This window comes from Mesorhizobium sp. M0808, from assembly GCF_040320025.1.
GTDB lineage: Bacteria > Pseudomonadota > Alphaproteobacteria > Rhizobiales > Rhizobiaceae > Mesorhizobium.
Window position 1 is genome coordinate 39,101 of the sequence record NZ_JAMYOX010000014.1, and the last position, 25,003, is coordinate 64,103.

30 protein-coding genes and 2 pseudogenes are annotated in these 25,003 nt (G+C 62.6%); 14 read left to right on the forward strand and 18 right to left on the reverse strand.

Going from position 1 to position 25,003, the window contains the following annotated elements; translation table 11 throughout:
• Window positions 1–84 precede the first annotated feature (84 nt).
• The 4 genes from NKI25_RS17560 (at window position 85) to NKI25_RS17575 (ending at window position 3,721) form a co-directional block, all read left to right on the forward strand.
• Window positions 85–1,485, forward strand: a complete 1,401-nt coding sequence (locus NKI25_RS17560; protein ID WP_352829312.1) for an ArnT family glycosyltransferase — start codon at window positions 85–87, stop codon at window positions 1,483–1,485.
• A 94-nt stretch (window positions 1,486–1,579) separates the two neighbouring features.
• Window positions 1,580–1,879, forward strand: coding sequence for a hypothetical protein (locus tag NKI25_RS17565; protein WP_352998865.1), 300 nt, complete (start codon window positions 1,580–1,582; stop codon window positions 1,877–1,879).
• Between the two features lie 137 nt (window positions 1,880–2,016).
• Window positions 2,017–3,228, forward strand: coding sequence for a hypothetical protein (locus NKI25_RS17570; protein WP_352998866.1), 1,212 nt, complete (start codon window positions 2,017–2,019; stop codon window positions 3,226–3,228).
• Window positions 3,229–3,379: 151 nt separating this feature from the next.
• On the forward strand, window positions 3,380–3,721 hold the full coding sequence (locus NKI25_RS17575) for a hypothetical protein (protein WP_352829307.1): 342 nt from the start codon (window positions 3,380–3,382) through the stop codon (window positions 3,719–3,721).
• A gap of 16 nt (window positions 3,722–3,737) precedes the next feature.
• Here NKI25_RS17575 and NKI25_RS17580 read toward each other — a convergent pair whose 3' ends face one another.
• The 4 genes from NKI25_RS17580 to NKI25_RS17595 form a co-directional block, all read right to left on the reverse strand.
• Window positions 3,738–4,226 (reverse strand): GNAT family N-acetyltransferase, encoded by a 489-nt coding sequence (locus tag NKI25_RS17580; RefSeq protein WP_352829305.1) that lies wholly within the window; start codon window positions 4,224–4,226, stop codon window positions 3,738–3,740.
• A 1-nt stretch (window position 4,227) separates the two neighbouring features.
• Window positions 4,228–5,727, reverse strand: coding sequence for an Asp-tRNA(Asn)/Glu-tRNA(Gln) amidotransferase subunit GatB (gene gatB / locus NKI25_RS17585; protein WP_352998868.1), 1,500 nt, complete (start codon window positions 5,725–5,727; stop codon window positions 4,228–4,230).
• 189 nt (window positions 5,728–5,916) lie between these two features.
• Window positions 5,917–6,348 (reverse strand): CBS domain-containing protein, encoded by a 432-nt coding sequence (locus NKI25_RS17590; protein WP_023717464.1) that lies wholly within the window; start codon window positions 6,346–6,348, stop codon window positions 5,917–5,919.
• 100 nt (window positions 6,349–6,448) lie between these two features.
• The gene (locus tag NKI25_RS17595; protein WP_352998870.1) at window positions 6,449–7,219 is read right to left on the reverse strand and encodes a rhomboid family intramembrane serine protease; all 771 of its coding nucleotides are present in this window, start codon (window positions 7,217–7,219) and stop codon (window positions 6,449–6,451) included.
• Between the two features lie 393 nt (window positions 7,220–7,612).
• Between NKI25_RS17595 and NKI25_RS17600 the strand changes: the two genes are divergently transcribed.
• The 3 genes from NKI25_RS17600 to NKI25_RS17610 all read left to right on the forward strand — a co-directional run bounded on the left by NKI25_RS17600 (window position 7,613) and on the right by NKI25_RS17610 (window position 9,848).
• Window positions 7,613–8,251: a PAS domain-containing protein gene (locus NKI25_RS17600; protein WP_352593821.1), complete on the forward strand. Its 639-nt coding sequence runs from the start codon at window positions 7,613–7,615 to the stop codon at window positions 8,249–8,251.
• Between the two features lie 117 nt (window positions 8,252–8,368).
• On the forward strand, window positions 8,369–8,986 hold the full coding sequence (locus tag NKI25_RS17605) for a PilZ domain-containing protein (protein WP_352593820.1): 618 nt from the start codon (window positions 8,369–8,371) through the stop codon (window positions 8,984–8,986).
• Between the two features lie 262 nt (window positions 8,987–9,248).
• Window positions 9,249–9,848, forward strand: a complete 600-nt coding sequence (locus NKI25_RS17610; protein ID WP_198023528.1) for a transglutaminase-like cysteine peptidase — start codon at window positions 9,249–9,251, stop codon at window positions 9,846–9,848.
• A 301-nt stretch (window positions 9,849–10,149) separates the two neighbouring features.
• Here NKI25_RS17610 and NKI25_RS17615 read toward each other — a convergent pair whose 3' ends face one another.
• On the reverse strand, window positions 10,150–11,046 hold the full coding sequence (locus tag NKI25_RS17615) for a LysR family transcriptional regulator (protein ID WP_023674806.1): 897 nt from the start codon (window positions 11,044–11,046) through the stop codon (window positions 10,150–10,152).
• 96 nt (window positions 11,047–11,142) lie between these two features.
• Here NKI25_RS17615 and NKI25_RS17620 point away from each other — a divergent pair.
• Window positions 11,143–12,318, forward strand: a pseudogene (locus NKI25_RS17620) (MFS transporter); the annotation flags it as partial.
• Window positions 12,319–12,359: 41 nt separating this feature from the next.
• Window positions 12,360–13,106 carry an SDR family oxidoreductase gene (locus NKI25_RS17625; protein ID WP_023674804.1) on the forward strand — a complete coding sequence of 249 codons (747 nt, stop codon included), beginning with the start codon at window positions 12,360–12,362 and terminating at the stop codon, window positions 13,104–13,106.
• A gap of 57 nt (window positions 13,107–13,163) precedes the next feature.
• On the opposite strand, the gene NKI25_RS17630 is transcribed toward NKI25_RS17625, so the two are convergent.
• Window positions 13,164–13,691 (reverse strand): gamma carbonic anhydrase family protein, encoded by a 528-nt coding sequence (locus NKI25_RS17630; protein ID WP_352998873.1) that lies wholly within the window; start codon window positions 13,689–13,691, stop codon window positions 13,164–13,166.
• 18 nt (window positions 13,692–13,709) lie between these two features.
• Complete coding sequence (locus NKI25_RS17635; RefSeq protein WP_352998874.1) at window positions 13,710–14,054, reverse strand: DUF6949 family protein; 345 nt, start codon at window positions 14,052–14,054, stop codon at window positions 13,710–13,712.
• 118 nt (window positions 14,055–14,172) lie between these two features.
• On the opposite strand from NKI25_RS17635, the gene NKI25_RS17640 reads away from it, so the two are divergent.
• A complete protein-coding gene (locus NKI25_RS17640; protein ID WP_352998876.1) occupies window positions 14,173–14,904 on the forward strand; it encodes a hypothetical protein in 732 nt (243 codons plus the stop codon).
• A gap of 265 nt (window positions 14,905–15,169) precedes the next feature.
• Here the strand turns inward: NKI25_RS17640 and NKI25_RS17645 are convergent, their stop codons facing one another.
• Window positions 15,170–15,373, reverse strand: coding sequence for a DUF3126 family protein (locus tag NKI25_RS17645; RefSeq protein WP_023674799.1), 204 nt, complete (start codon window positions 15,371–15,373; stop codon window positions 15,170–15,172).
• 333 nt (window positions 15,374–15,706) lie between these two features.
• Window positions 15,707–16,555: a serine O-acetyltransferase gene (gene cysE, locus NKI25_RS17650; RefSeq protein WP_023717455.1), complete on the reverse strand. Its 849-nt coding sequence runs from the start codon at window positions 16,553–16,555 to the stop codon at window positions 15,707–15,709.
• Between the two features lie 159 nt (window positions 16,556–16,714).
• Here cysE and NKI25_RS17655 point away from each other — a divergent pair, with 159 nt between their 5' ends.
• The gene (locus NKI25_RS17655; protein WP_023674797.1) at window positions 16,715–17,329 is read left to right on the forward strand and encodes an HD domain-containing protein; all 615 of its coding nucleotides are present in this window, start codon (window positions 16,715–16,717) and stop codon (window positions 17,327–17,329) included.
• Window positions 17,330–17,371: 42 nt separating this feature from the next.
• Here NKI25_RS17655 and NKI25_RS17660 read toward each other — a convergent pair whose 3' ends face one another.
• From NKI25_RS17660 to NKI25_RS17675, 4 genes are all read right to left on the reverse strand, one after another.
• Window positions 17,372–17,743, reverse strand: a complete 372-nt coding sequence (locus NKI25_RS17660) for a hypothetical protein (protein ID WP_156937280.1) — start codon at window positions 17,741–17,743, stop codon at window positions 17,372–17,374.
• A 133-nt stretch (window positions 17,744–17,876) separates the two neighbouring features.
• Window positions 17,877–18,644, reverse strand: a complete 768-nt coding sequence (locus tag NKI25_RS17665; RefSeq protein ID WP_023674795.1) for an alpha/beta fold hydrolase — start codon at window positions 18,642–18,644, stop codon at window positions 17,877–17,879.
• Between the two features lie 20 nt (window positions 18,645–18,664).
• Window positions 18,665–19,228 carry a DUF192 domain-containing protein gene (locus tag NKI25_RS17670; RefSeq protein ID WP_023674794.1) on the reverse strand — a complete coding sequence of 188 codons (564 nt, stop codon included), beginning with the start codon at window positions 19,226–19,228 and terminating at the stop codon, window positions 18,665–18,667.
• 19 nt (window positions 19,229–19,247) lie between these two features.
• Entirely contained in the window at window positions 19,248–19,844 is a 597-nt protein-coding gene (locus NKI25_RS17675; protein WP_036238076.1) for a cold-shock protein, read from the reverse strand.
• Window positions 19,845–20,059: 215 nt separating this feature from the next.
• On the opposite strand from NKI25_RS17675, the gene gloA reads away from it, so the two are divergent.
• Window positions 20,060–20,500 carry a lactoylglutathione lyase gene (gene gloA / locus NKI25_RS17680; RefSeq protein ID WP_023674793.1) on the forward strand — a complete coding sequence of 147 codons (441 nt, stop codon included), beginning with the start codon at window positions 20,060–20,062 and terminating at the stop codon, window positions 20,498–20,500.
• Between the two features lie 105 nt (window positions 20,501–20,605).
• Here gloA and NKI25_RS17685 read toward each other — a convergent pair whose 3' ends face one another.
• The 5 genes and pseudogenes from NKI25_RS17685 to NKI25_RS17705 all read right to left on the reverse strand — a co-directional run bounded on the left by NKI25_RS17685 (window position 20,606) and on the right by NKI25_RS17705 (window position 23,346).
• Window positions 20,606–20,986 carry a DUF2255 family protein gene (locus NKI25_RS17685; RefSeq protein ID WP_023674792.1) on the reverse strand — a complete coding sequence of 127 codons (381 nt, stop codon included), beginning with the start codon at window positions 20,984–20,986 and terminating at the stop codon, window positions 20,606–20,608.
• Window positions 20,987–20,999: 13 nt separating this feature from the next.
• A pseudogene (locus tag NKI25_RS17690) lies at window positions 21,000–21,200 on the reverse strand (alcohol dehydrogenase catalytic domain-containing protein); the annotation flags it as partial.
• Window positions 21,201–21,217: 17 nt separating this feature from the next.
• Window positions 21,218–21,982: an SDR family NAD(P)-dependent oxidoreductase gene (locus tag NKI25_RS17695; protein WP_352593819.1), complete on the reverse strand. Its 765-nt coding sequence runs from the start codon at window positions 21,980–21,982 to the stop codon at window positions 21,218–21,220.
• A gap of 42 nt (window positions 21,983–22,024) precedes the next feature.
• On the reverse strand, window positions 22,025–23,011 hold the full coding sequence (locus NKI25_RS17700) for an aldo/keto reductase (protein WP_352570889.1): 987 nt from the start codon (window positions 23,009–23,011) through the stop codon (window positions 22,025–22,027).
• Between the two features lie 2 nt (window positions 23,012–23,013).
• Window positions 23,014–23,346 (reverse strand): carboxymuconolactone decarboxylase family protein, encoded by a 333-nt coding sequence (locus tag NKI25_RS17705; RefSeq protein ID WP_023674789.1) that lies wholly within the window; start codon window positions 23,344–23,346, stop codon window positions 23,014–23,016.
• A gap of 232 nt (window positions 23,347–23,578) precedes the next feature.
• Between NKI25_RS17705 and NKI25_RS17715 the strand changes: the two genes are divergently transcribed.
• Together NKI25_RS17715 and NKI25_RS17720 are read left to right on the forward strand one after the other, a co-directional pair.
• The gene (locus NKI25_RS17715) at window positions 23,579–24,472 is read left to right on the forward strand and encodes a LysR family transcriptional regulator (protein ID WP_023674788.1); all 894 of its coding nucleotides are present in this window, start codon (window positions 23,579–23,581) and stop codon (window positions 24,470–24,472) included.
• Window positions 24,473–24,705: 233 nt separating this feature from the next.
• On the forward strand, window positions 24,706–24,999 hold the full coding sequence (locus NKI25_RS17720; RefSeq protein ID WP_352787345.1) for a DUF2218 domain-containing protein: 294 nt from the start codon (window positions 24,706–24,708) through the stop codon (window positions 24,997–24,999).
• Window positions 25,000–25,003 lie beyond the last annotated feature (4 nt).

A 25,003-nucleotide genomic window follows, 5' to 3' on the forward strand; every position in this document is an offset into this window, starting at 1 on the left:
ATCATGGTGCGGTCGTTCGCGGTCCAGAAACGCGGCACTATGCTCGGCTGGAATGAAAATGGTTTCTGGCGCGGATCTCGATCTTTGACACCGACATCTACCGAGCGGCTGCTCCCCTACCTCTTTCTGCTTGGGCTGATCGTAATCGCGGTCGCTTTCCGGCCACTGCTGCCCGTCGACGAAACGCGATATCTCAGCGTCACCTGGGAAATGTATCTGAGCGGACAGATCTTCGTCCCGACGATGAATTTCGCGCCCTATCTGCAGAAGCCGCCACTGCTGTTTTGGCTTATCGACCTTGTCTGGAACATTTTCGGCGCCAGCCGGCCGGCGGCGATGCTGGTCATCTTCGCCGCCTCCTCGCTCGTCATCTGGCTGACGACGGCGTTGGCAAAGACCCTGTTTCCGGGCCGCGACGACATCGCGCGGCGCATCCCCTGGCTGGTCGCCGGAAGCAGCGTGTTCGTCATCTATTCGACGCTGATCCTGTTCGACCTGTTGCTGACGGTCTTTGTGCTCGCTGCGCTGTTGTCGTTGATTGCCTTTGCCCGCAGCGGCAACCGCTGGCAGGCCGTTCTGGCCGGGCTGTTCATCGGCATGGGCGTGCTGACGAAAGGCCCGGTGGTGCTGATCCATATCGGCGCGCCCATCCTGTTCTACCCGTTCTGGCGCGACGGGCGGGCGGGACTGACGACACCGAACTTCCTCGCTGGAGTGGGCCTGGCCCTGCTCGCCGCACTAATTCCGGTGGCGATCTGGCTGGTGCCGGCGACCATCCTGACAAAAGGCAATTTCGTTTATGATCTTGTCTGGAACCAGTCGGCGGGGCGCGTCACCGGCAATTTGCGCAATTCGCACGGCCGGCCGTTCTATTTCTATCTGCTGCTGCTGCCGGTCATGTTCATACCGTGGATCTTCATACCCGAGGTTTGGCGGTTGAAGCTGCGCACGCGGATACGCAGCCTGATCGACGCGAAGTCGCCGGATCTGCGCGCCTTGCGCCTGCTGTCATTCTCGTTCGTTGCCGTGTTTCTGGTGTTCAGCGCGATATCCGGCAAGCAGCCTCATTATGTCGTGCCGATGTTGCCGTTCGTGGTCATCCTGTTCGGCTATTTCATGGCGGAGATCCCGCTCGCCAGGCTGAAGAGCTCGGCCATCGTCATGCTTGTCATTTTCGGCATCGGCCACGCGGTGGCATCGGCAACCGCGTTCAAACGCTATGATCTGACGCCGCTCGCCAACTTCATCGACGAGCGAAAGGATGCGGACTGGGCCGTGGCTTTCGACTATCAAGGCGAAGTCGGCTTCCTGGCCCGCTTGCAAAAGCCATTCGAAACCACCGACAAACCGGAAGAATGGCTTGGCTCGCATCCCAGCGGCTATGTCATCGACAAGGTTTCCAAGGATCCCGGCACTGCAGGGCAAATCGCGTTCCGGCTTCGCGTCGAACGCGGCTATCTCGTCGTGCTTAAGGGACAGCATTGACGATCGTCACCGGTATGCGAGTTCGTCCCCCGCGCGGGAGATGAAGGCGTTGCTGCTTCGTGGTTCCATCGCTCGATAGAACCGGGAGGTATTCATGCGCAAGCTCATCTCGACGACGCTTTTTGCCTTATCGCTCGCTGTGGCCGGCCTTATCGCCGATCCGGCATGGAGCTTCAAATGTCAGTCCGGAACGATTGGGCAAGGCAGTTGCTCCTGCTCCGGGACCGCCGACTGCACCGATATGCGGCATTCCAAAATGTGCAAGGGCGACCTGAACTGCGGTTCGGGCAAATGCTCCTGCACGGCCGCATTGGTAGTCGACCCCGGCCCGAAAACCCCCAAGCCCAAGGTCGTCGCGCCGATGGCGACAACCAAAGGCGTCGTGAAGCAGTAGGCATCCGACCCGAAAGGACGGCGGCTGGTTCCGCCCGATGTTTCGCGGTTCGTCCCCCGTGCGGGCGATGAACCGCTGTCGAAGAAATGGTGTTGTCTAGCCGGAGGGTGGTTTCCAACCGACTGAGCGAGGATACCATGTTGAAAATCTGCACGATGCTGTTCTTCTGCCTGATGGCGGCCGCCGCGGCCGCCCAGCCGCCGCCTTCGGGGCCGCCGGTTCCCAGTGCGGCACTTGCCCCATGCAACGCCACACAATCGAACAGGCCCTGCAAAGCCGAACTCGGCGTGTTCCTGATCACCAACACCGTCCGCAACCTGGCGCAAGCCAAGGTCGACGCCACCAACGCACAGCTGGCCGCCCAGGGACGATCGTCACGCGCATCGATCGAATCGCTGAAGCAATGGCGGCCGTCGCGCTTTGCGACGCAGATGCTGAACCAGCCGAACAGCTGGTTTGTCAAAGTTCCTTACATCCTGACCATCAAAGTCTCGATCCCGGTGACCTCCGACCGCCACATCGGCATTCCCATAGACGTCAACGTCTTCTGCAGCGGCTGGCAGACCGATTCCAGCCAGGTCATCATCCGCTCGCAACCCGGCCCGGCGAGCTTCGAGGGCGGCAACATCCTCGAAGACGTTTTCAACGTCGGCAATTACATCGACGCTCAGGTACGGAGCTCGTTTTCGGCACCTCTGCCGGTGACGACGCCGGTTCCAAATTCGAAATGCTCGGCAATAGACGGCTCCGATGCCGGCACGCAGGCCACCGGCGATGATCTCATCTTCTGGACGGTGCCACGGCGCAACCTGGTGGTGACGGACGCCATAGCCAAGCCGACGGTTGAAGTGACCTTCGACAGCCTCACACGCCTGCCAGCCCGCGACTTCCACAACAATGTCGTCTATACGGAATCCGAGGCCATAAACCTCAACGTCTATGCCAATGAGGATGGCCGTCAGAAGGCGCTGACGATGCGCGAAGGCGACGTGGCTGCGCTGAACCTTCCCGCAGTACGGCTGGACGCGCGAAAATACGATTCGCTGGTCGTCATCGGCAATGTCGACCAGCCGCCGAACGACCCCAGAGACAGCGCCTTCGCGGTAGCGGCCAAGACTGCGGGATTCGGTGCCGGTTCCAAGATCATGCAGATCCCGAAGTGGTATTCGAGGCCGCCGGACCAGTTCAATCACAAGCCTACATGGATCAGAGTTCCCGGCTACGAGTTGCACTATACGGTGCGCTATCTCAACAGCGGCGGGCTGGCCGTCGACGGTGGAGCCAGTACGGTCCGGCCCCCAAAAGTCGCCGTTCCGATAAAGACGCTCATCAAGCCGAAAACGCCCTGACGCGGCCGCTCGCGGATGACGGCGGCGGTTCAGACCGCTGCCGCCATCCCCCGCGCGGCAGATGCGGCAGCGCCGGCATCATGGCCTGATCTTGCTGGAACAAACGCGCCGCTGCGCCACGAGCGAGCGGCGCCATCGATGGAGACAAACGATGCTGCACCTTCCTCACACCATGCCCGCCATCAGGATCATTGCGGCAATCTCGCTGCTTGCCTTCCCGAACTTCCTGCCGCCGGTCACGAGCCCGGCGAACGCGCTGCCGGTCAGCCAATCCTGCAGGATCACCACGTATTACAAGTCTGCGGCAAAGGCGACGGAGGTTGGCGTGCGCTCGACGTGCCAGGGCGTCAAAAAATGGGGCGTCACCTCGAAATATTACGAGGTGGAAAAAATCGAAGCCGCCACGCCCCCGCACACGTCGGGTGGAGGCGGCAGCCTGCCGTGCGAGTTTCTCGCTGCCGGCTGCTCCAACCTGCCCGTGAAACGCAACTGAGCGCCAGGCGAACGAGCTAGCCGGTCGCCTTCTCCAAAACCAGCGCCGGCAAGCCTGAGGCGCCGCCGCAATCGGCCGTGTTGCCGGCGGGCAAGAACCCTCGCGCGCGGTAAAAGGCGATGGCCGGAGCATTTGCTTCCTCGACCTCGACGCGCAGCGTCCGGGCCTCCGGAAAGCTGGCCTCGATCTCGTCCAGCAGCGCCTGGCCGATGCCTTGCCTCTGCCAGGCCGGATGCACGTAAAGCTGGTTCAGCATGACGATCGCGGGATCCGTGGTGGCGGCGGCGAAGGCCATGCCGCCGATGCTTTTGCCGTCATCGGCGAGCAGGAACTCCGAGTTGGGCCGCGTCAGCCGTGCTTTGAGCGCGGCGATAGAATGCCATTCATCGGTGATTTCGGTAACCCGCGCCGCGCCGTAGATGGCGTCATAGGTGGCATGCCACGTCTCGATCAGCAATGCGCGCACCGCCGCCAGATCGCGCTCCCCGGCGGTGCGGACGAACATCCTACTCGATCCCGAGCCTGGCCTTGACCAGCTCGTTGACCGCCTGCGGATTGGCCTTGCCGCCAGTCGCCTTCATCACCTGGCCGACGAACCAGCCGGCCATGGTCGGCTTGGCGCGCGCCTGTTCGACCTTGTCCGGGTTGGCCGCGATCACCTCGTCCACCGCCTTTTCGATGGCGCCGGTATCGGTGACCTGCTTCATGCCGCGGCTTTCGACCAGCTGACGCGGATCGCCGCCCTCGTTCCAGACGATCTCGAATAGATCCTTGGCGATCTTGCCGGAGATGGTGCCTTCCTTGATCAGGTCGATGACCGCGCCAAGCTGGTCGGGCGAAACAGGAGCGTTTTCAATGTCCTTGCCGGCTCTGTTCAACGCACCCAGCAAATCGTTGATGACCCAGTTGGCGGCAAGCTTGCCATCGCGACCAGCGGCCACCTTCTCGAAATAGTCGGCGACCGCCTTTTCCGATACCAGGATCGAGGCGTCGTAGGTCGACAGGCCGAGCGAGGTGATCAGCCGCGCCTTTTTGGCGTCGGGAAGTTCCGGCAGGTCCTTTGCCAACTCGTCGACATAGGCCTGGTCGAATTCCAGCGGCAGAAGGTCGGGATCGGGGAAATAGCGGTAGTCGTGCGCTTCTTCCTTGGAACGCATCGAGCGCGTTTCGCCCTTGTTGGGGTCGAACAGCCGCGTTTCCTGGTCGATCTTGCCGCCGTCCTCAAGGATGGCGATCTGGCGGCGCGCCTCGTAGTCGATGGCCTGGCCGATGAAACGGATGGAGTTGACGTTCTTGATCTCGCAGCGCGTGCCGAATTCACCGCCGGGCCGGCGTACCGAGACGTTGACGTCGGCGCGCAGCGAGCCTTCGTCCATATTGCCGTCGCACGTGCCGAGGTAGCGCACGATGGTGCGCAGCTTGGTGACATAGGCCTTGGCTTCATCGGCGGAGCGCATATCCGGCTTCGAAACGATCTCCATCAGCGCCACACCGGAGCGGTTGAGATCGACATAGGACATCGTCGCATGCTGGTCGTGCATCGACTTGCCGGCGTCCTGCTCCAGGTGCAGGCGCTCGATGCCGACCTCGATGTCCTCGAATTCGCCCTGCCGGTCCGGGCCGACCGAGACGATCACCTTCCCCTCGCCGACGATCGGCTGCTTGAACTGCGAGATCTGGTAGCCCTGCGGCAGGTCGGGATAGAAATAGTTTTTCCTGTCGAAGACCGATTTGTGGTTGATCTCGGCCTTTAGGCCCAGCCCGGTGCGGATCGCCTGCTTGACGCATTCCTCGTTGATGACCGGCAGCATGCCGGGCATCGCCGCGTCGACCAGGCTGACATTGGCGTTGGGCGCGGCGCCGAAAATGGTCGAGGCGCCGGAAAACAGCTTTGCCTGAGAGGTCACCTGCGCGTGGACCTCGAGGCCGATGATGATCTCCCAGTCGCCGGTGGCGCCGGGAACCAGGCGCTTGGCGTCGGGCGTGCGGGTGTCGATAATGCTCATAAGGGCCTGCATATTGAAATTGCGGATATGCGAGAACGCATATTTTGATGTGCAACTTCGCTAGTGCAAACCGCCAAAAGAGACAAGCGCAAAGCCGCAGGCGCCGACGCGGCACAGGCCCGCACCTGCCGCGACGAACTGCGATAGCAGCTTGAAAAATCGACCTGTCGGCAACCCGGCCGCCGTCACCTATGCCGTGGCGATGTAGGCCCTGATCTCCTCGGCCTCGCGCTCGACATCCTCGATGCGGCGCTTGACCACGTCGCCGATCGACACGATGCCGTCGAGCAGCCCGTTCTTTTCCACCGGCAGATGGCGGAAGCGGCCCTTGGTCATGATCTCCATGACCTCGTTGACGGTGTGGTTCTCATTGCAGATCTTCACCTTGGGCGTCATCGCCGAGCGGATGGCAAGGTCGAGCGCCGCCGCCCCCTCCTTGGCGAGAACCCGCACCACATCGCGCTCGGAAAGAATGCCGACGATCTTGTGATCGCCGTTGGTGATGACCAGCGCGCCGATCCTGTGTTCGGAAAGCATGCGGATGGCTTCGCTGAGCTTTTCGTTCGGCCCGAGCGTCACCACGTCGTGGCCTTTTGCCTCGAGAATTGCCTTAACAGTCATGGCGTCCTCCTCTGCATTTCCTGCCGGCTCCTGCCCTGGCCGGCTTGCCCTGGGATGAACATGGTGCGCCGCGAACGGTTGCATTTCAAGTGCGGCGGTCTCAGGTCTCCGGCTCGTCCGCCTGCCGGGGCACCTGCTCTCGCCGATCAAAAAACCGCAGGCCGAAGAAGCCGGCAAGAAAGCCGCCAATATGGGCTTCCCAGGCGATCTGGCCGCCAATGCCAGGCGCCAGGCCGAAGAGGCCGGTCGCGAGGTTGATCACCATCCACATGGCGAGAAAGGTGACGACGCCGCGCGAGCGCAGCACCGCCGCCATCGGCAAAGGCTGGCCGGCGAAGGCGGCCTTGCCCGACGAGCGGTCGATGCGGAAGCCGTAGCGCGCCGCCGCACCCATCATGCCGGAAATCGCACCGGAGGCGCCGACCAGCGGCGCCTCGCCAAGCGGGTGCATGGCCCAGAACAGCGCCACCGCCGCCAGTCCGGTCGCGGCGAAGAACAGGCTGAAGCGCAGCGCGCCGAAGCGGTTGGCCAGCGGTGAGCCGAAGGCCGCAAGCCACACGATGTTGATGGCAAGATGGGCAAAGCCGCCATGCAGGAAGGCATATGTAAAGGGCCGAGAAAACAGGAACCAGTCGAAGCCGTATTGGCCAGTGTAGAGAACAGGAATGAAGGCCCCGTCGTACAATAGTGTCAGCTGCTGGTCTTGGCTAAGCACATACTGCTGCATCAGAAAGACGACGACGCAGATGCCGATCACCGCCAGCACTACGGGCGGCAGGTTGAACACCGGTTCGCGGCGCTGCTCCGGTTCGCGGGCGGCAGGCCCACCCTGACCCTGCTCGATCTCCGGTGGGCTTTCTGGGTCGCTCATATGGCTTGCACTCAGTCGCTGGATTGGACTTGGCGAGCATGTAGATCACGGCCAACCGAATCACAAACGGCGAATCAGCAGCCCCGAATCAAAAAAAGAAGCCGTCCAAGGTTTCCCTTGAACGGCTGGTCGAGCCCCCTTGCTCCCCCTGAACTCTTGACTGAAGTGCTGCCGATCGTCGCAAAACGACCGCTTCTGGAGTGGTTTTGGTGTGCCACAGGCCTGGCCGGCGCGCAACGTAAACCAGTTGTTAACCTTAACCGCCCCGACCCGTGAACAAGTATTAACGATGCTGGCACGCATCCTGCTCCGCAACGCATGTAGGTCTTCGGAGGGCGCCCTTCTGTTCACCGATGGGACATCAGAAGACAGAATGCGCGGAGCAGCATTAGCATGAACCAGACCGGATCGATCACGCTGTTCCATTATTGGAACCGGTTGCGTGACGGACGCCCTGCCCCGAAGCGCTCGGAAGTCGAACCCGCCGACATCAAGTCGCTGCTGGCCGACACGTTTATCCTGGAAAAGGACACGCGCGGCGAAGCGGTGTTCCGGCTGGCCGGCACCAGGCTCTGCGCGGTCTATGGCCGCGAACTCAAGGGGTTTTCATTCCCTTCGCTGTGGCGCGAAAAGGACCAGCGGCTGATTTCGAAGCTGACCGATGGTGTCTTCGACCTGAAATCGGTGATGCTCATCACCTATGAGGGTTTCAGTCGCAACGGCCGGTCCAACAGGTTCGAGCTGCTCGCGCTGCCGCTCGACGGCGGTGTCGAGAGCCCGCGCTGCCTCGGCGTGATAAGCGCCGTCGAAAAACCCTTCTGGCTGGGTGCCGACCCGGTTCTCGACGTCTTGATCGATTCGATCCGTGTCGTCGATCCCGACAAGGAGCCGATGTTCCCGGGGAACCGTCCGGCGATCGAGGTTCCCTCGCTCGCCCCATCGGAATTCGACCCGCCCGAGACGATTTCGGCGCTCGGCCAGGCCCGCCGCATCCGTCACCTGGTCGTCTTCGACGGCGGACGCGAGGAATGATGCCCAAAGCTTAAAGCAACAGCGCCGGGCTTTCCCCTTTGTTAACCTGCTTTGTTGTAGTTTTCCGCTGAAATTCTCCGCATCCATGCGCGGAATGCCGAACGGGGTATGGCAGTGATGAGGTCAGCGGCGGTCGACCATGCGCCGTCCCAAGCTGAAAGGCGCAACTTTCAGCGCGTCCGCGTGAAAATTTACGGACGCTTCATGCTGGAAGACCGCACCGAACATCCCTGCCAGGTGGTCGACATGTCGCCCGGCAACGTCGCGCTGCGCACCGAGCGCGCCGGCCTGGCGGGCGAAAAGGTCATTGCCTATATCGATCACATCGGCCGCATCGAAGGCGTCATCACCCGCACTTTGCAGGATGGCTTTGCGATGACCGTCATCGCGTCGGACCGCAAGAGGGACAAGCTCGCCGCGCAACTGACCTGGCTTGCCAACAAGCACGAGCTCGACCTGCCGGAAGACCGCCGCCATGAACGCGTCGCACCGCGCAACCCGACGAGCGTGCTGCAGCTTGCCGACGGACGCCAGTACCAGTGCCGCATCATCGACCTGTCGCTGTCGGGCGCGGCGATCGAGATCGACGTCAAGCCGGCCATCGGCGTCCAGGTGACGCTGGGCACCATGCGCGGCCAGATAGTGCGGCATTTCGAAGATGGCGTCGCCATCGAGTTCGCCGTCATCCAGCGGCCGGGAACGCTCGATACCGAATTCAGCTCATCGCGCGGCTGACGCGGAAGCGTTAGCACTATCGGGAAGAGAGGCTGGCGATCCTTCGCGCCCCCCTCTGTCCCGCTATCCTAGCTGTTCGAACGGTGCGACGAAGCATGGGAACATGCCCGGCTGGAATCCTTAAACAATTCTATATTCAATTGCGTCAAATTTTATGTTTATTCTATTGGCGTTTTACTTAATGTCTACTTCGCGCTTTTGCGTCAAATAAATCCAGCCGTGTCATTGTCTCCTCAAACGGGGAGACTGAATAATGAACAGGATGAGGGGCAAGCTGTTGCTGGCGGCAATAGCGATGCAGCTTTTCGGTTGGGGGACTGTAAACGCGGCGGAGCCGGCCTTCATGCACACCGGCGGCCGCACCACGCAGCCGGTCGGACACTACGAATTGTGCCAGCAGCTTCCGCAGGAATGCAATCAGAGGACGCCTGGCCGGGCACCCGTCGAGCTGACCCGCAAGCTGTGGGCAACGATCGTCAAGGTCAACAATTCGGTCAACAGCAGGGTCGCGCCGCGCACCGACATGGAAATGTGGGGCAAGGAGGAAGTCTGGTCCTTTCCCAATAGCGGCTTCGGCGACTGCGAGGACTATGCGCTGGAAAAGCGCCGCGAGCTGATGAGCATCGGCGTGCCGGCCGGCGATCTGCTGATGACGGTGGTGCGCCAGCGCAATGGCGACGGCCATGCGGTGCTGACCGTGCGCACCAGCCTTGGCGAGTTCATCCTCGACAATCTCCAGCCCAAGGTGCTGTCCTGGACCAATACCGGCTACACCTACCTGAAGCGCCAGTCCGAGCGGAATTCCGGCGCCTGGGTGACGATCAACGACGGCCGCTCCGACGCGGTCGCCAGCGTCCGCTGAGGACGCCAATGGATGTCGCCCAAAAGCGCGTAGCGGTTTTGGGATAACGACATGCATAAAACAGAGGTTAAGTGCGTCGCATGACTTCGCGCTTTAGGAGAAACCCGGTCGAGTCCCCACCCTCCCCGTCCCCAACGACCGGGTTTAAGGAGCCGGCCCCGTCCCCGGGCCGGCTCCACCATTTCTGGCGGAACACATCTCGATACAGTTGTCTCGGCTTTGCCTCCAACTGCGCTTCGTCATCCAAGCTGTCTCACGATCGTTTGTGGGATACGAGCTGCCGTTTGCCGTCGAAACGCTGTTACTTGCCCCTGATACGGAACGCGTCGACAAAGGCGGAAAACGCCGGAGAGGGATGGCGTCGGCTTGGATAGTACAGGTGGTAGCCCTGGAACGTCGGGCACCATTTGGTCAGGACTTCCTGAAGAAGGCCACTCTCAATGTGTGGAAGGACGAGTTCACGCGGTAGATAGGCCAAGCCCACTCCGTCAAGCGCGGCCTGGATCGCCGGCCCCATGTTGTTAAGCGTCAGTTGCCCCTCGACCCGAGCACTGAACTCGCGCGCTCCTTCCCGCAATTCCCAGGCATAGACCGATCCTGACGTCGGCAGCCGGTAGTTGATGCAGTTATGGTCGGTCAGTTCCTGCGGCGTCTCCGGCGGTGTCCGGTGGGCGAAGTAATGGGGTGAGCCGACCACAGTGTAGGTCACGTCGGCTCCGATGCGCACGGCTACCATATCCCGGGCAATGGACTCGCCCAGACGCACGCCGGCATCGAACTGGCGCTCGACGATGTTGGTGAAGGCGTTGTCGACCACCAGCTCGACATTGATATCGGGGAAGTCGCTCAGGAACTTTGGCAGCCGGGCGCGGAAGACAATGTCGACCGAATCGTCGGTGCACACCAGGCGAATGTTGCCGGACGGCCTGTCGCGAAGGACGCCGAGAGCGCTGACCTCAGCCGCGATGCCTTCGAAATGTGGTTCGATGCCTTCCTTGAGGCGTTGACCGGCCGCCGTCGGGGCCACGTCGCGCGTGGTGCGAGACAGAAGACGGACGCCAAGCCGCGACTCCAGCGACTTGATCGTGTGGCTAAGGGCCGAAGGAGTGACCCCGAGCTTGGCGGCTGCTCGGGTGAAGCTCCGCGTCCGGGTGATCTCCAGGAACGCGCGCATTTCGGCGAACTCGTCGCGTGGCATTGATGAGCCTCATTCACAACCACATCAAAATTATACCCGCTAGTCGCATTTGGCCAGCCCGACTACTTAGCTCGGGAACGGACAGGAGACTGCCTTATGACCATCGATTTCGTGCTGGACGAGGCCACTGCTGCTGACAGCGGGACGACCCCATGGTCTGCGGTGGTCTGCCTGTCGCTTCTGACCTTCCTTCTGGTCGGACTGGAGTTCCTGCCGGTGAGCCTGCTCACCCCGATCGCTCAGGATCTGGCCGTCTCCGAGGGTCAGGCAGGCCAGGCAATCGCGGTATCCGGATTCTTCGCCGTGGTTACCAGCCTCTTCGGCAACTCGCTGTTGCGAAACGTCGATCGACGGACGGTGGTTCTGGTCTATACGGCAGTGCTGGCCGCATCGAGCCTGGCGGTGGCGCTTGCTCCCAACTTCCTGGTCTTCCTGGCCGGGCGGGCGCTGGTCGGCATCGCGATCGGCGGTTTCTGGTCACTGTCGACGGCCATTCTGGCCCGCCTGGCCGCGGGACCCGACCTGCCTAAGGCCATTGCCTTGCTCCAGGGTGGCACTGCCTTCGCATTGGTGATCGCCGCGCCCGTCGGCAGCTTCCTCGGATCGCTGATCGGATGGCGGGGAACCTTTTTCGTCACTGTCCCCATCGGCCTTGCGGCGCTCGTGTGGCAGTTGGCCGTTCTCCCGAAGATGCCGCCGATAGAGATCGCCTCGGTGTCGAGCATGTTCGGCCTGCTGCGGAATCGCAGATTCGCCATCGGCATGGGCGCGACCGGGCTCGCTTTCATCGGGCAGAACGCGCTCTCGATCTATCTGCGGCCGTTTCTGGAAAACGTGACGGGCCTTGAGGTCAACACCCTCTCACTGGCTCTATTGGGCGTCGGCCTCGGTGGCGTGGCGGGACTGTCGATTGTCGGCTTCATACTCCGGCGGCACCTCACAGCCGTGCTGATCGGGCTGCCGAGTGCACTCGCGGTCTTCGCTCTACTGCTGATTGCCTTTGGACCGTTTGCACGCGCCACGGCCGGCCTGCTGGTTCTTTGGGGACTGTTCGCTACCCCGATCCCGGTGGCGTGGAACACCTGGATGAGCACGCTCATCCCTGAAGACCTGGAGGCCGGGGGCGGACTCCAGGTCGCCCTGATCCAGTTCGCGATCGCAGGCGGCGCTATTGCAGGAGGCCTGCTGTTCGACGTGGCCGGCTGGTGGAGCGCCTTCCTTCTCGCCGCCGTCCTGCTCACGGGCTCGGCCTTGCTCGCCGCCTCGGCCGGCCCCGCACCTGAACTCTTTCAATTCTTGTCTAGGAGAATCTCATGTCCGAAGGAATCGAGAACAAGGTCGTCGTCATCACCGGTGCCAGCAGTGGCCTCGGTGAAGCGACGGCACGCCATCATGCCGCACGAGGCGCTTCCGTGGTCCTGGGTGCACGCCGGTCACACCGCATCGACGCCCTTGTCCAGGAACTGACCGCCGCTGGGCACAAAGCCAAGGCCGTTACTACGGACGTCACCGACGCCGGCCAGGTCCAGAACCTGGTGAACACGGCGGTCCGGGAATTCGGCCGCATCGACGTGATGCTCAACAATGCGGGCCTCATGCCGTTGGCCCCGCTCGAACGGCTCAAGGTCGACGAATGGGACCGGATGATCGACGTCAACATCAAGGGCGTCCTTTACGGCATCGCGGCCGCGCTTCCGTACATGAAGGAGCAGCGATCGGGGCACATTATCAATGTCTCATCCGTATACGGCCATGTGGTCGACCCGGGTGCGGCGGTCTATTGCGCCACCAAGTTCGCGGTGCGTGCGATATCCGAGGGTCTGCGGAAAGAGGTGAAACCCTACAATATCCGCACCACGGTGATCTCGCCGGGCGCTGTCAGCACAGAGTTGCTCGAGCATATCAGCGAGAAGGATATCCAGCAGGGGACCAGGGACTTCGTGAGCAAGATCGCCGTGGGGCCAGATACGTTTGCCCGAACGGTCGCCTTCGCGATCAACGAGCCCGACGACGTCGATATCAACGAGATCTTGTTCCGGCCGACCGCCCAGCCGGTTTGACTTGGAAGGGGTTATGCTTCGATATCTTAAGGCCCGGCTCCGCCATTTCCGGGTCGGCTATGCCTTCCTCAACCCAGCCCTAAACCGCCTGCCGTTTGCCACATAATACGCGGCCGAGGCGCGCAGCCTGGCGACTGCGTCCTCGTCGAGCATCCTGACGACGCGCGCGGGTGAGCCGACGATCAGCGAATTGTCGGGGAATTCCTTGCCTTCGGTGACCAGCGCGCCGGCGCCGACCTGCGAGTTGTTGCCGATTTTCGCGCCGTTCAGCACGATGGCGCCCATGCCGATCAGGCTGTTGTCACCGATGGTGCAGCCATGCAACAAGGCGCGATGGCCGATCGTGCAGCCTTGGCCGACGGTCAGCGGAAAGCCGGCGTCGGTGTGCATGATTGTGTGCTCCTGCACGTTTGTGTCGGCGCCGATGACGATCGGCTCGTCGTCGCCGCGGACGACGACGCCGAACCAGAAGCCGGCATTGCGGCCAATCCTGATATTGCCGATCAGGGTGGCATCGGGCGCGATCCAGTTGCTGTCGGCGTCCTCGAAGGCGGGCGCTTTTCCGTCAATCGCGTAGATCGGCATTGCTGTCTCCAGATCGTCTCACACCGACAAGCTGCCAGACCCTAGAAGCGAAGCCGCCCAGGACGCAATGGCGATCACCACCATGCCCAGCGCCAGCGCCCAGATGGTCGCCGTACAGCCGCAGGAGATCAGCCCCAGCACCGAGATGCGACGCTCGCGCCAGGCGTCCAGCGCCTCGTTGGCGAACATCAGCGGCCCGGCGCAAGCCGTCGCGGCGAGCGAGCGCAGCGTGTGCTTCGACGATAGATAGGGCTGGACGAAGGCAAGCTTGCGGCCGGCGATCAGCTCCATCGCCGATCCGGTCAGGCCGCAAGCCGTCAGCCCAGCCATAAAACTGAATATGATTTGTTCGACAGGGCCCATCTTTACCCTCCGTTTACCATGAAATCGCACAGTCGCCCGCAAAGCTGCGAAGCAAGAGCCGTGCCGCGCCGAGATGTGCCGCTCAGGCACACCCGATGGACGGCAAATGAGGGTCGCGATGAAGCAGGCAGCCGCCACAGAGGGCCCGCAACTCAGCGTTGTCGATTCGACGCTGATGAGGCGGGTGTTTTATGCATTCGCGACGCTGGCGCTGCTTTCGGTGGCGATCAGCCTTGGCGGCAAATGGTTCGGCCGCTCGATCGCCATGGCCGGGTACACCGACGACACCACGGTCCACAGGGTCGTCATCGGCAACAACGTCATAGCCGTGCCGGCCAATGTCATCCGCTTTGCCCAGGCCCGGCGCGACGGCATCGCCTCGCGACTCGACCTCTATCTGCGCTATCCCGAGATGGACGGCTACAGCGAGGCTGCCCGCAACGACTTCAACCACACCGGACCCAGCAAGGACATCGTTTTCCTGTCGTTCGAGCCGCAGATGATGTCGCGCGACATGAGCGGCCGCTTCGCGCCTATCTACAGCGCGCTGATCGCCAAGCCGGGTACGCCCGGCCCTGGCGGCACCACGCTTTACGCCTTCAGCGAAAAATCAGGCTATCTCAACGAAGTGCTGGCGGTCGCCGATCGCCCTGGCAAGGATCCGTTCGTCGCACGCTGCCTGAGTGGCCCGAGCGCGGACGAATCGCTGGCGCCCTGCGAACGCGACATCCTGGTCGGCGACAATCTCAGCCTCACCTACCGCTTCCCCCGGGAATTCCTCGGCGACTGGCAGGGGCTCGACGCGGCGATTTCTGCCGAAGCAGCGCGTGTGCTGAAGACCGGGCGGTAAGCAACGAAACGAGCCGTTCCGTAGCGATCCTTCGCGCCCCTCTCTGTCCCACCGGACATCTCCCCCACGAAGGGGGAGATCGGCCGTCATCTTGGCTTTCGCCAATCTCCAATGTTGCAGGAAGAGTGCAGCGCCGAGGCTGCCAATCCCCCCCCGGGTGGGGGAGATGGCCGGCAGGCCAGAGGAGGGCGCTGTCCCGCCGCCGTCCTGCAAGGTTCCGTACCGCCGCAGCGCTTGAGGGGTAGCGGCCAGCTAAACTCCCAACTCAGGCCAGATCGATGTCGAGGATCGCCATCGAGAAATTATAATCGCCGTCGTCCTCGTCCTTGAAGACGATGCCAAGGAACTCGTCGCCGACATAGACCTCGGCCGAATCTTCCTTGCGCGGCCGCGCCTTCACTTCGAGTTTGGGGTTCTGGAAGGTGCGCTTGAAATAGGCGTCCAGCTTTCTGATTTCGTCCGGCTTCAACAGTCTTCTCCGATCGTCGGCTTCTTCGTTTGAGCGCGCTTCTGGCACGTCGACAATGGCCATGTAAAGGCAAGCCGGCGAGAGAACACGGGCAATCGCCTCAGGTTTGCGCTGCCCCTCATCGCCCTGCCGGGCACTTCTCCCCGTATAGTGACGGGGAGAAGGCCGCCTTCGCAAAAAATTTCGCCAATCTCCAGCGTTACAGAAACAGTGCCGAGGCCGCAGTCAGCCCCTTCTCCCCGTCACTATACGGGGAGAAGATGCCGGCAGGCAGATGAGGGGCAGCGCCGACATTGATAGTTGGTCCGACGCGACAAGCCCCGGCCCGAGCACTCAGATGTCGAAGCTGACGACGTGGTCCATCGTCTGCGATGGCAACAGCTGGTCCATCTGCCGCGAAGGCTGGTCGCAGCCGGTCTCGCCGACGACGCGGGCCGGCACGCCGGCAACCGTCTTGTTGTGCGGTACCGGCGACAGCACCACCGAGCCGGCCGCGATCTTCGAGCAATGGCCGATCTCGATGTTGCCGAGGATCTTGGCGCCGGCGCCGATCAGCACGCCGTAGCGGATCTTGGGATGGCGGTCGCCGCCGGCCTTGCCGGTGCCGCCCAGCGTCACGCCGTGCAGGATCGACACGTCGTCCTCGATCACCGCCGTCTGGCCGACGACGAGGCCGGTGGCGTGGTCGAGGAAGATGCCCTTGCCGATGCGGGCAGCCGGATTGATGTCGGTCTGGAACACCGAGGACGACCGGCTCTGCAAATACAGCGCGAAGTCCTGGCGGCCCTGGTTCCACAGCCAATGCGCCAGCCGGTGCGTCTGGATGGCGTGAAAACCCTTGAAGTAGAGCACCGGCATGATGAAGCGGTCGCATGCCGGATCACGGTCGTAATAGGCCTGGATATCGACGCGCACCGTCGTCGACCAGTCCTTGTCGTCGGCCGCCATCGCCTTGAACGTCTGGCGGATGAGGTCGGAGCCGATGTCCTGATGGGCGAGGCGCTCGGCCAGCCGGTGAATGACCGCTTCTTCCAGGTTTTCCTGATTGAGGATGGTCGAATAGAGGAACGCCGCCAGCAGCGGATCGCGGTTGACCGCTTCCATCGCTTCGTCGCGGATCGAACGCCAGATCGGATCTACCGGCTGCACCCTGGTGGGACGGGAAATCGTAACGCTGTTCATCTGATGTCTCCGGCCATCCAATGTCTCGGCCATCCAATGTCTCGGTTGGCGGCTTGCCTATTCTCCGGCCGCACCTATAAGCCAGATCATAGCACGGGTGAACTCAATTTTCCTTAGTGCTTCGTGAAATGGATTTGGTTGGCGGAATTTCAAGCAGCCATGGAAAACGCAACCTTGATGGACGAGACCCTGAAGCGCGAGCTTTCCGCGCTCTATGAGGCCGAAGATCGCCACTACCACGACCTTGGCCACATCGAGGCGATGCTGGCGCTGGCCAATGATTACAAGGCGTTGTTGCATGATCCTGAAGCTGTCGAGGCAGCGATCTGGTTTCACGACGCGATCTACGACAGCCGCGCCAAGGACAATGAGGCGAGGAGTGCCGAACTTGCCGAGGAAAAGCTCGCCGGTCGCGCCGATGCACAACGCCTCGGCCACATCGCGGCGATGATCACTGCCACCGCCGGCCACGAATTGCCGCCCCTTGGCGACCAGCATTCGGTTCGCGACGCGGCGCTGTTCCTCGACATGGACCTGGCGATCCTGGGTGCTGCGCCCGACGTGTTCGACGCCTACGAGCAGGCGGTTCGCCGCGAATATAAGTGGGTCGATGAGCCGATGTGGCGGGCCGGCCGTGCCGCAGTGCTAGAGGGCTTCCTCGCGCGGCCGCATATCTTCCACAGCGAGGAATTCCGCCGGCGCTTCGAAACCCAGGCCCGGCATAACATGACGCGCTCGCTCAGGGCGCTGGGGCACAGCCCGCGCCGATCGTAGCCCGACGCGTCGCTCGCTTGCCTGCCGGAGAGTTGCCCGAAATCAGGTAAACGCGCCGATGGTCGATGCCATTCCCCACAGCATGAACACCCCGGCCGCAAGCGACGCGCCGTTGACTACGATGCCAGCCAGACCGAGCACACGACTGTCGTTCGAACGACCGAGCGCCATCAACCCGAAAACCACGCCGGTAAGATGTGCCAATGGCCCGGCCAGAAAAAATACGGCGGCGAAGAAGCCTGTCGCACTGTTCTGGAGCAGTGGGGACGCGTCGCTCGGCATTGCTATCAATGCGGTGATCGCAATCGCCCCTGCCGCCAATGCGGTCAGCGCTAGAATAACGGATCGTTTGCCGAACGTGCTTTCCGCAACAACGCCCGGCAAAGCGGCGTCGCTTCTTCCCCATTGTGCCATCGTACCCCCTGCCCTCGTTCAGCGCGCGGCGGGTTTGAACCGATCCACACGTCGCTCTTATTAATTCCTGTATCGTTGCAAAACCGCTAAGAATCCCAGCTTCAGGCCCTATGGCCGCTTTTGGAACCATCCATCAAAGCGGATGCTCGGCATAAAACTCCAGCACGCGCTGCTTGAAGGTCTTGTCGCCGACCGCCAGCATATGGTCGCGGCCTTCGATATGAAAAGCCCTGGCGTTGGGCATCAGGGTGGCGAGTTCATCCGGCGAACCACCGATGTCGTCCTTGCTGCCGACGGCGATCAGCGTCGGCTGGGCAATGCGGGCAAGGTCGGCCTCGCTCAGCAATTCGCGCGAGGTGGCGATGCAGGCGGCGAGCGCCCGGCGATCGCTGCGGGTCTGATCGGCGAAGGCGCGGAACGAGCGGCCGCGCGGATCGCTGGTGCCTGCCGGATCGTCGGCCAGAAGGGCGTCGGCTATCGGATCCCAGTCGCCGACGCCGTCGACCATGCCGATGCCGAGACCGCCGAAGACCAGCGTCGCCACCTTCTCCGGGTCGGAGAGCGCCAGGAAGGCCGATATGCGCGCGCCCATCGAGTAACCCATGACATGAGCGCGTTCGATGCCGAGATGGTTCAAAAGCGCTGCCGCGTCCGACGCCATTTTTGCCGGCGTGTAGTCGGCTTCGTCATAGCTCTTCGACGACGAGCCATGGCCGCGATTGTCGAAGGCGATCGCACGGTAGCCGGCGTCGTTCAGCGTCTTGAACCAGCCGGGCGACACCCAGTTGACGTAATGGCTCGAGGCAAAGCCGTGGATCATCAGCACCGGATCGCCCTGCCCCGATGCCGGCTGGCGGTCAAGGAAAGCAAGGTCGAAACCGTCATGGGAGAAGAACTGCATCGGCCGAAGATCCTGCCCGCTCAGTCGGAATCGACACTCGGCGCATCGCCCTTGTCGGGCGGCGGCATGGCCGGCCCCGCCGCCGTGCCGATGGCCGGATGGCGCAGCAGGTCGCCGTCCTCAATGCCCTTTTTGGCAGCCGTGCCCGCCTTGAGCTCGAGCACGAAGCGCACCGGTTCGTCCGGCGAGATGATCGCCTCCGACTGCGGCTCGCCTTGCTCGATCGCCCGGATCCGGCCGTCCTGGCCGACGAAGATCAGGTCGAGCGGCATCGGCGTGTTCTTCATCCAGAAACTCACATCCTGCGGCGCGCCGAACACGAACAGCATGCCGTGATTGTCGGCCATGTGCCGGCGGAACATCAGCCCGGCTTCGCGCTCGGCGGGCGTGTCGGCGATTTCCACGGAAAAAGAACGCTCGCCGGCCTTCGTCACCGCGACCAGCGGCGCCGGGTCGACGGGAAGGATCATCGCCTTGCCGTCGGCGGAACTCGGTTGTTGAAAATAGAAGAACGCACTTGTGGCGACGATGAGGAAAATCCCGGCGCAGAGCGCGCCCGCCGTCACCCGGTTCCTGTGAGCCATATGAAATCCTCGGCCGGAACTAATGCGAGACCGGCAAGGTACCCATATCGGGGTGAATTTCGGCAGCCATAAGGCCTTTGTCGCCGCGTCCGAAGCGGACCAGCACCACCTGGCCCGGCCGGAGTTCGGTGATGCCGTAGCGGCGCAGCGTCTCCATGTGGACGAAAATGTCCTCGGTGCCCTCGCCCCGGGTCAGAAAGCCGAACCCCTTGGTACGGTTGAACCATTTGACCAGCGCCCGTTCGAGGCCGCTTTCCGGCGTCACCGCGACATGGGTGCGCTGCTCCTGTAGCTCCGCCGGATGCACCGCCGTGGTGACATCCATCGAGAGCACGCGGAAGGCCTGCAGCCCGCGCTCGCCCTGCTTGACCAGGCAGACGACACGGGCGCCTTCCAGGGCGGTCTGAAAACCATCCTTTCGAAGGCATGTCACATGGAGGAGGATGTCGCCCGAAGTACCATCATCGGGAAGGATGAAACCGTAGCCCTTGGCCACGTCGAACCATTTGATGGCGCCGGCGATTTCGACGAGATCGGCCGTATCGGCGCTCTCATCCCGCTTCAACGTATCGTTACCGGCCCCGTCCCGCCCCATGAAAGAGGCCTTTTCCCCCATAAGAACGCCCCCTTTTTTCAAGAAACACTGCAACTGATTCTTGGTATCAGATTAACACCGCGGCTTCCGGTGTGTGCAAGACCTGACGTGCCTTTTTTCACGGTTCCATACAGGAATAGCGGATTTGCCGTTTGCCGGCGCCGGCAAACGTGGCCAATTGCCCTTTGGCCGGGCCGCCCCTATGTTGCGCCGCAACGCAACATAAGGAGGAAATCATGCGCTATCTGCACACCATGGTCCGCGTCGCCGACATCGATGCTTCGCTCGATTTCTACTGCAACAAGCTTGGCCTCAAGGAAGTGCGCCGCCATGAAAACGAGCAGGGCCGCTACACGCTGATCTTCCTCGCCGCCCCCGAAGACGAGCAAAGCGGCATCAGCGAGAAAGCGCCGCTGGTCGAGCTGACCTACAATTGGGACCCGGAAGACTACAAGGGCGGCCGCAATTTCGGCCATCTCGCCTATGAGGTCGACGACATCTACGCCACCTGTCAGCGGCTGATGGACAATGGCGTTACCATCAACCGGCCGCCGCGCGACGGCAACATGGCGTTCGTCAAATCGCCGGACGGCATCTCGATCGAGCTGTTGCAGAAAGGTCCGGCCAAGCCGAAGGCCGAGCCGTGGGCGTCGATGCCGAACACCGGCAGCTGGTAACCGATCACGCCATCTTGAGCCGGCATTGCTGGGCGGGTTGTGTCTAATGGGGAGGATCGCTCGGCAAGCCTTTGGCTGGTGAGCCGTGGTCCTTCGGTGAGCTTGCTACTCAGGCAGCAGCGGTACAATCCTGACGGTGGCGGACCGAGCGCGCGCACCGATCATCGGGCTAAGGTACGGGTTTCCGCGATGCTTCGCCCGATAGGCGTCATCGATACGGTCGTTGATCGGCCCGTCGACCGGCTCGAAGGCGACGTCCTTCGTCATGCGAGCGGCGATGATCCGTCCGCCCTTCTGCCGGATGGCGGCTTGGTACCATCGTGAGTCCTGTCCATTGTAGCCGCGCGCATAGAGGACGCCGTCGACTGCCACGGACCAGATCCAGGTTGGGGTGCCATATGTCACGCCATCTTCCCTGAACGGCGCAATGTGCAAGTTGTCGGCTTCGGCGATCTCGCGCAATTCGTCTTCAGACCATCTCGTCATGTCTGGGCCTCCCCTCTTCGACGAGTCCGCAATATTCATGTCCCATCGGTGTCGGCCCGGAGGACGCTTGCAGGCCGCGGTAGGGCCAGAGGTCCGACCCGCATACGCAGGTCGCCGCGATCCGGATGATGGCATCGGTCGAGGCCAGGATTTTCGGCTCGGCACGGTCCTCGAAACGCACGTCTCCCGGACCGTATAGAACTGCTCCTTGCATGGTTTTCCTCGTCCTCTTCAGCGCATGACAAAACCGCCGTCCACCGAGATGGACTGGCCGGTCACATAGCTCGCAGCGTCGCTGCAGAGCCACAGGACTGCATTCGCAATTTCCTCGGGGCGGCCAACCCGTCCCATCGGAATGCTCTTTTCCATCGCCCTGAGCGCATCGCCCTGACCGCCGGCCACCATCTGGTCGGCCATCGGCGTCCAAATGAGCCCTGGGCATATGGCGTTGATACGGATGCCGCGTGCTGCATATTCGAGAGCCGCGCTCTTGGTGAACCCAAGCACTCCGTGCTTGGCGGCATGGTAGATCCCGCGCTCGGCACCTCCCACAAGTCCCCCGAGTGAAGAGCAATTGACGATCGCGCCGCTACCCTGGTTGCGCATCTGCTGCAGTTCGAATTTCATGCAGCTCCATTCGCCGCGGAGATTGATCCCCATGACTCGGTCGTAATCTTCCCGGGTGGCGTCGGCCGTTTCCGCGAGGACATTCTGCACGCCCGCATTGTTGTAGGCGGCATCGAGCCGGCCGAAGGCCGCGACCGTATGCGCGACCATGGCTTCGACCTGTGCGTCATCGGCGACATCGCAACGAATGGCGAGGACCTTATGGCCTTGAGCGGTCAGTTCATCGACCGCAGCACGCACCGCGTCTTCGTTCCAGTTGGCGAGCGCGACGGACGCCCCCGATTCCGCGAAGGCTTTCGCTGTGGCGAGGCCCAGTCCGGACGCCGCGCCTGTCACCAGCGCGACCCTCCCCTCGAATGCAATGTTCATGGAAATATCTCCTGTAAATGTGTCGGTTCGGCGTGTGCGCCGCTAACGCCGCGTGAGCTCCGCCTCCGCCTGAGGGTAACGGTCGCCTTGCACGGTGATTTGCGCGGCAGCGTCCTCGATGTGCCGTAGATCGTCGGGCGAGAGCTCGATCCCTGCCGCGGCGATGTTCTCCTCGAGCCGGTTGAGCTTGGTGGTGCCTGGGATTGGGACGATCCAGGGCTTTTGCGCCAGCAGCCAGGCGAGCGCGATCTGTGCGGGCGTCGCGCGTTTCTGCGCGCCGATTCTTTCCAGCAGGTCGACCACGGGGCGGTTCGCCTTGCGGGCCTCGGGCGTAAAGCGCGGCAAGCTGGCGCGGTTGTCGTTACCGCCGAAGCTGGTGGTTTCGTCGATCTTGCCGGTGAGGAAGCCCCTGCCCAGCGGGCTGTAAGGGACGAAGCCGATCCCCAGTTCCTCGCAAGCGGGCAACACCTCCGCCTCGGGCTCACGCCACCACAGGGAATATTCGCTCTGGATCGCCGCGACCGGCTGAACCGCATGGGCGCGGCGGATGGTCGAGGCGCCTGCCTCGCTGAGACCGAACTGCTTGACCTTGCCTTGCGCGATCAGGTCCTTCATCGCGCCGGCGACGTCCTCGATCGGGACGTCGGGATCGACCCGGTGCTGATAGAACAGGTCGATCGCATCGACCCGCAGCCGCTTCAGCGACCCTTCGGCCGCTTGCCGGATGCGTTCGGGGCGGCTATCGAGCCCGCTGGATCTGCAGCGACTGAAGTCGTGGCCGAACTTGGTGGCGATGACGACGTCCTTGCGGAACGGCTCCAGCGCCTCCCCCACGAGTTCCTCATTGGTGAACGGACCATATACCTCGGCGGTGTCGAAGAAGGTGACACCGCGCTCGACCGCCGCCCGGACGAGCGCGATCGTCTCCTGACGGTCTGGAGCCGGGCCACGGTGATAATTCAGGCCCATGCAGCCCAGCCCGATGGCCGAGACCACAAGGCCGCTGTCACCGAGCGTGCGGTTCAGCATTCTCATTCTCCCGCGTCGGTTTCTTCGAAGACCTTGCGCGCGATTCCGACCGCCGTGCTGGCGGTGGGCCAGCCGGCGTAGAAGGCGAGATGGGTGATCGTCTCGACCAGTTCGTCGCGCGTGACGCCGTTCTGGAACGCAAATTTCAGGTGGAACGGCAGCTCGTTTGTCCGGTAGAGGGCGATCAGCGTCGCCACTGAGATCAGGCTGCGGTCGCGCGGCGACAGGCCGGGCCGCTTCCAGACATCGCCGAACAGAACGTCATCGGTGTAGCCCGCGAGCGCGGAAGCGATGTCCCCAAACGGACTGCAGAAGGCTTTGGGCTTTTCGCTCATCGGAGACTCTCCTTGGTGGGCCGGCGAGATATTCCTCATCCGTCACTTTCTCCGTCCACTCGACCGCCTTGCCGTCGAGGGCTTCGGTGACGGGAAGATGGATCATGGCCGTGGTGGGCGTCGCGCCGTGCCCGTTGTGTGGCAGGCTGTTCTGCTCGCAAGCAATATAAGGGTCGCCCAATCATGCGATTAGGTGCTAGTTTGTGCATGTATTTGTGAGTGAGATTCAGCAATGGCTCGAGCGAACCTCAACGATCTTGCCGCCTTCGTCATGGTCGCGAGCGAGCGAAGTTTCACTCGGGCCGCCGCCAAGCTCGCCATCTCTCCATCCGCCCTGAGCCACGGGATGCGTGCGCTCGAAGAGCGCCTGGGAGTTCGGCTGCTCACGCGGACGACCCGCAGCGTGACGACGACAGAGGCGGGTGAACGCCTCCTTCGGACCTTGGCTCCGCGGTTCGCGGAGATCGACTTCGAACTCGCGGCGCTCAGCGAATTGCGGGAGAAGCCGGCCGGCAACATCCGTATTACGACGGATGAATATGCCGTTGGGGCTGTGCTCTGGCCCGCGCTTCACAAGCTGCTTCCGCGCTATCCCGACGTAAAATTGGAGATCGTCATCGACTACGGCCTGACCGATATCGTCGCGGAGCAATACGACGCCGGCGTGCGGCTCGGCGGGATGGTGGCCAAGGACATGATCGCCGTGCCCATCGGACCGAATTTGCGCATGGCAGCGGTCGCGGCGCCGTCCTACTTCGCCGGACGCCCAATGCCGCGAACGCCTCAGGATCTGACGAGCCACGACTGCATCAATCTTCGCCTGCCGACCTATGGCGGACTTTATGCATGGGAATTTGAGAAGAACGGCCGGGAGCTGCGGGTGCGCGTCGACGGACAACTGACGTTCAACAGCGGGAATCCGATGTTGCAAGCCGCTCTGGATGGTTTCGGCGTGACTTACTTGCCGCAAGGCCAGGTTCAGCCCTACCTCGACAGCGGCCAACTCGTCCAAATGCTCTCGGACTGGACTCCGCCCTATTCGGGATATCACCTCTATTACCCGAGCCGACGCCAGCCGACGCCCGCGTTCAGCATCGTTGTGGAGACCCTGCGATACCGGGGCTGACGCGGGAGAAGATCGGCGGTCAATCGACCTGAGTTAATGATCGCGAGCACGTTCGTCCGCGCGGTCCGCGTCGGGCGCCTATGTGTCGCGAGTTTTGGCCCCGCCTGGGGGCGGATGCGTCCGGCAGCCTTTGCCGATCCGCGAGACGGCACCTATCTATCCGGTTGTCGCGCCCGCCTCCCAGGCTGGCGCCCAATCACGCCAACAGGGGCGTGCCCCAGGAGAATTCATTTATGCCGACCAGCCATGTCGACGTCGCCACCGAACACGCCAGCCGCTATCTGCAGCAGCTGTGCAAACATTGGGCGCACAAGTTTCCCGTCGAATTCGACCCGAACCACGGCACCATCGATCTGACGCTCGGCCGCACGGTTCTCGATGCCGACCCGGCTGCGCTGCACATTGCGGTGACGACCGATGAAGCCGGCTCGCTCGAGCGCCTGGAAACGGTCGTCGCCGAGCACATCAAGCGCTTCGCCTTCCGTGAAGAGCTGGCATTCGACTGGAAACGCGCTCCGGCCGCGTAGACGA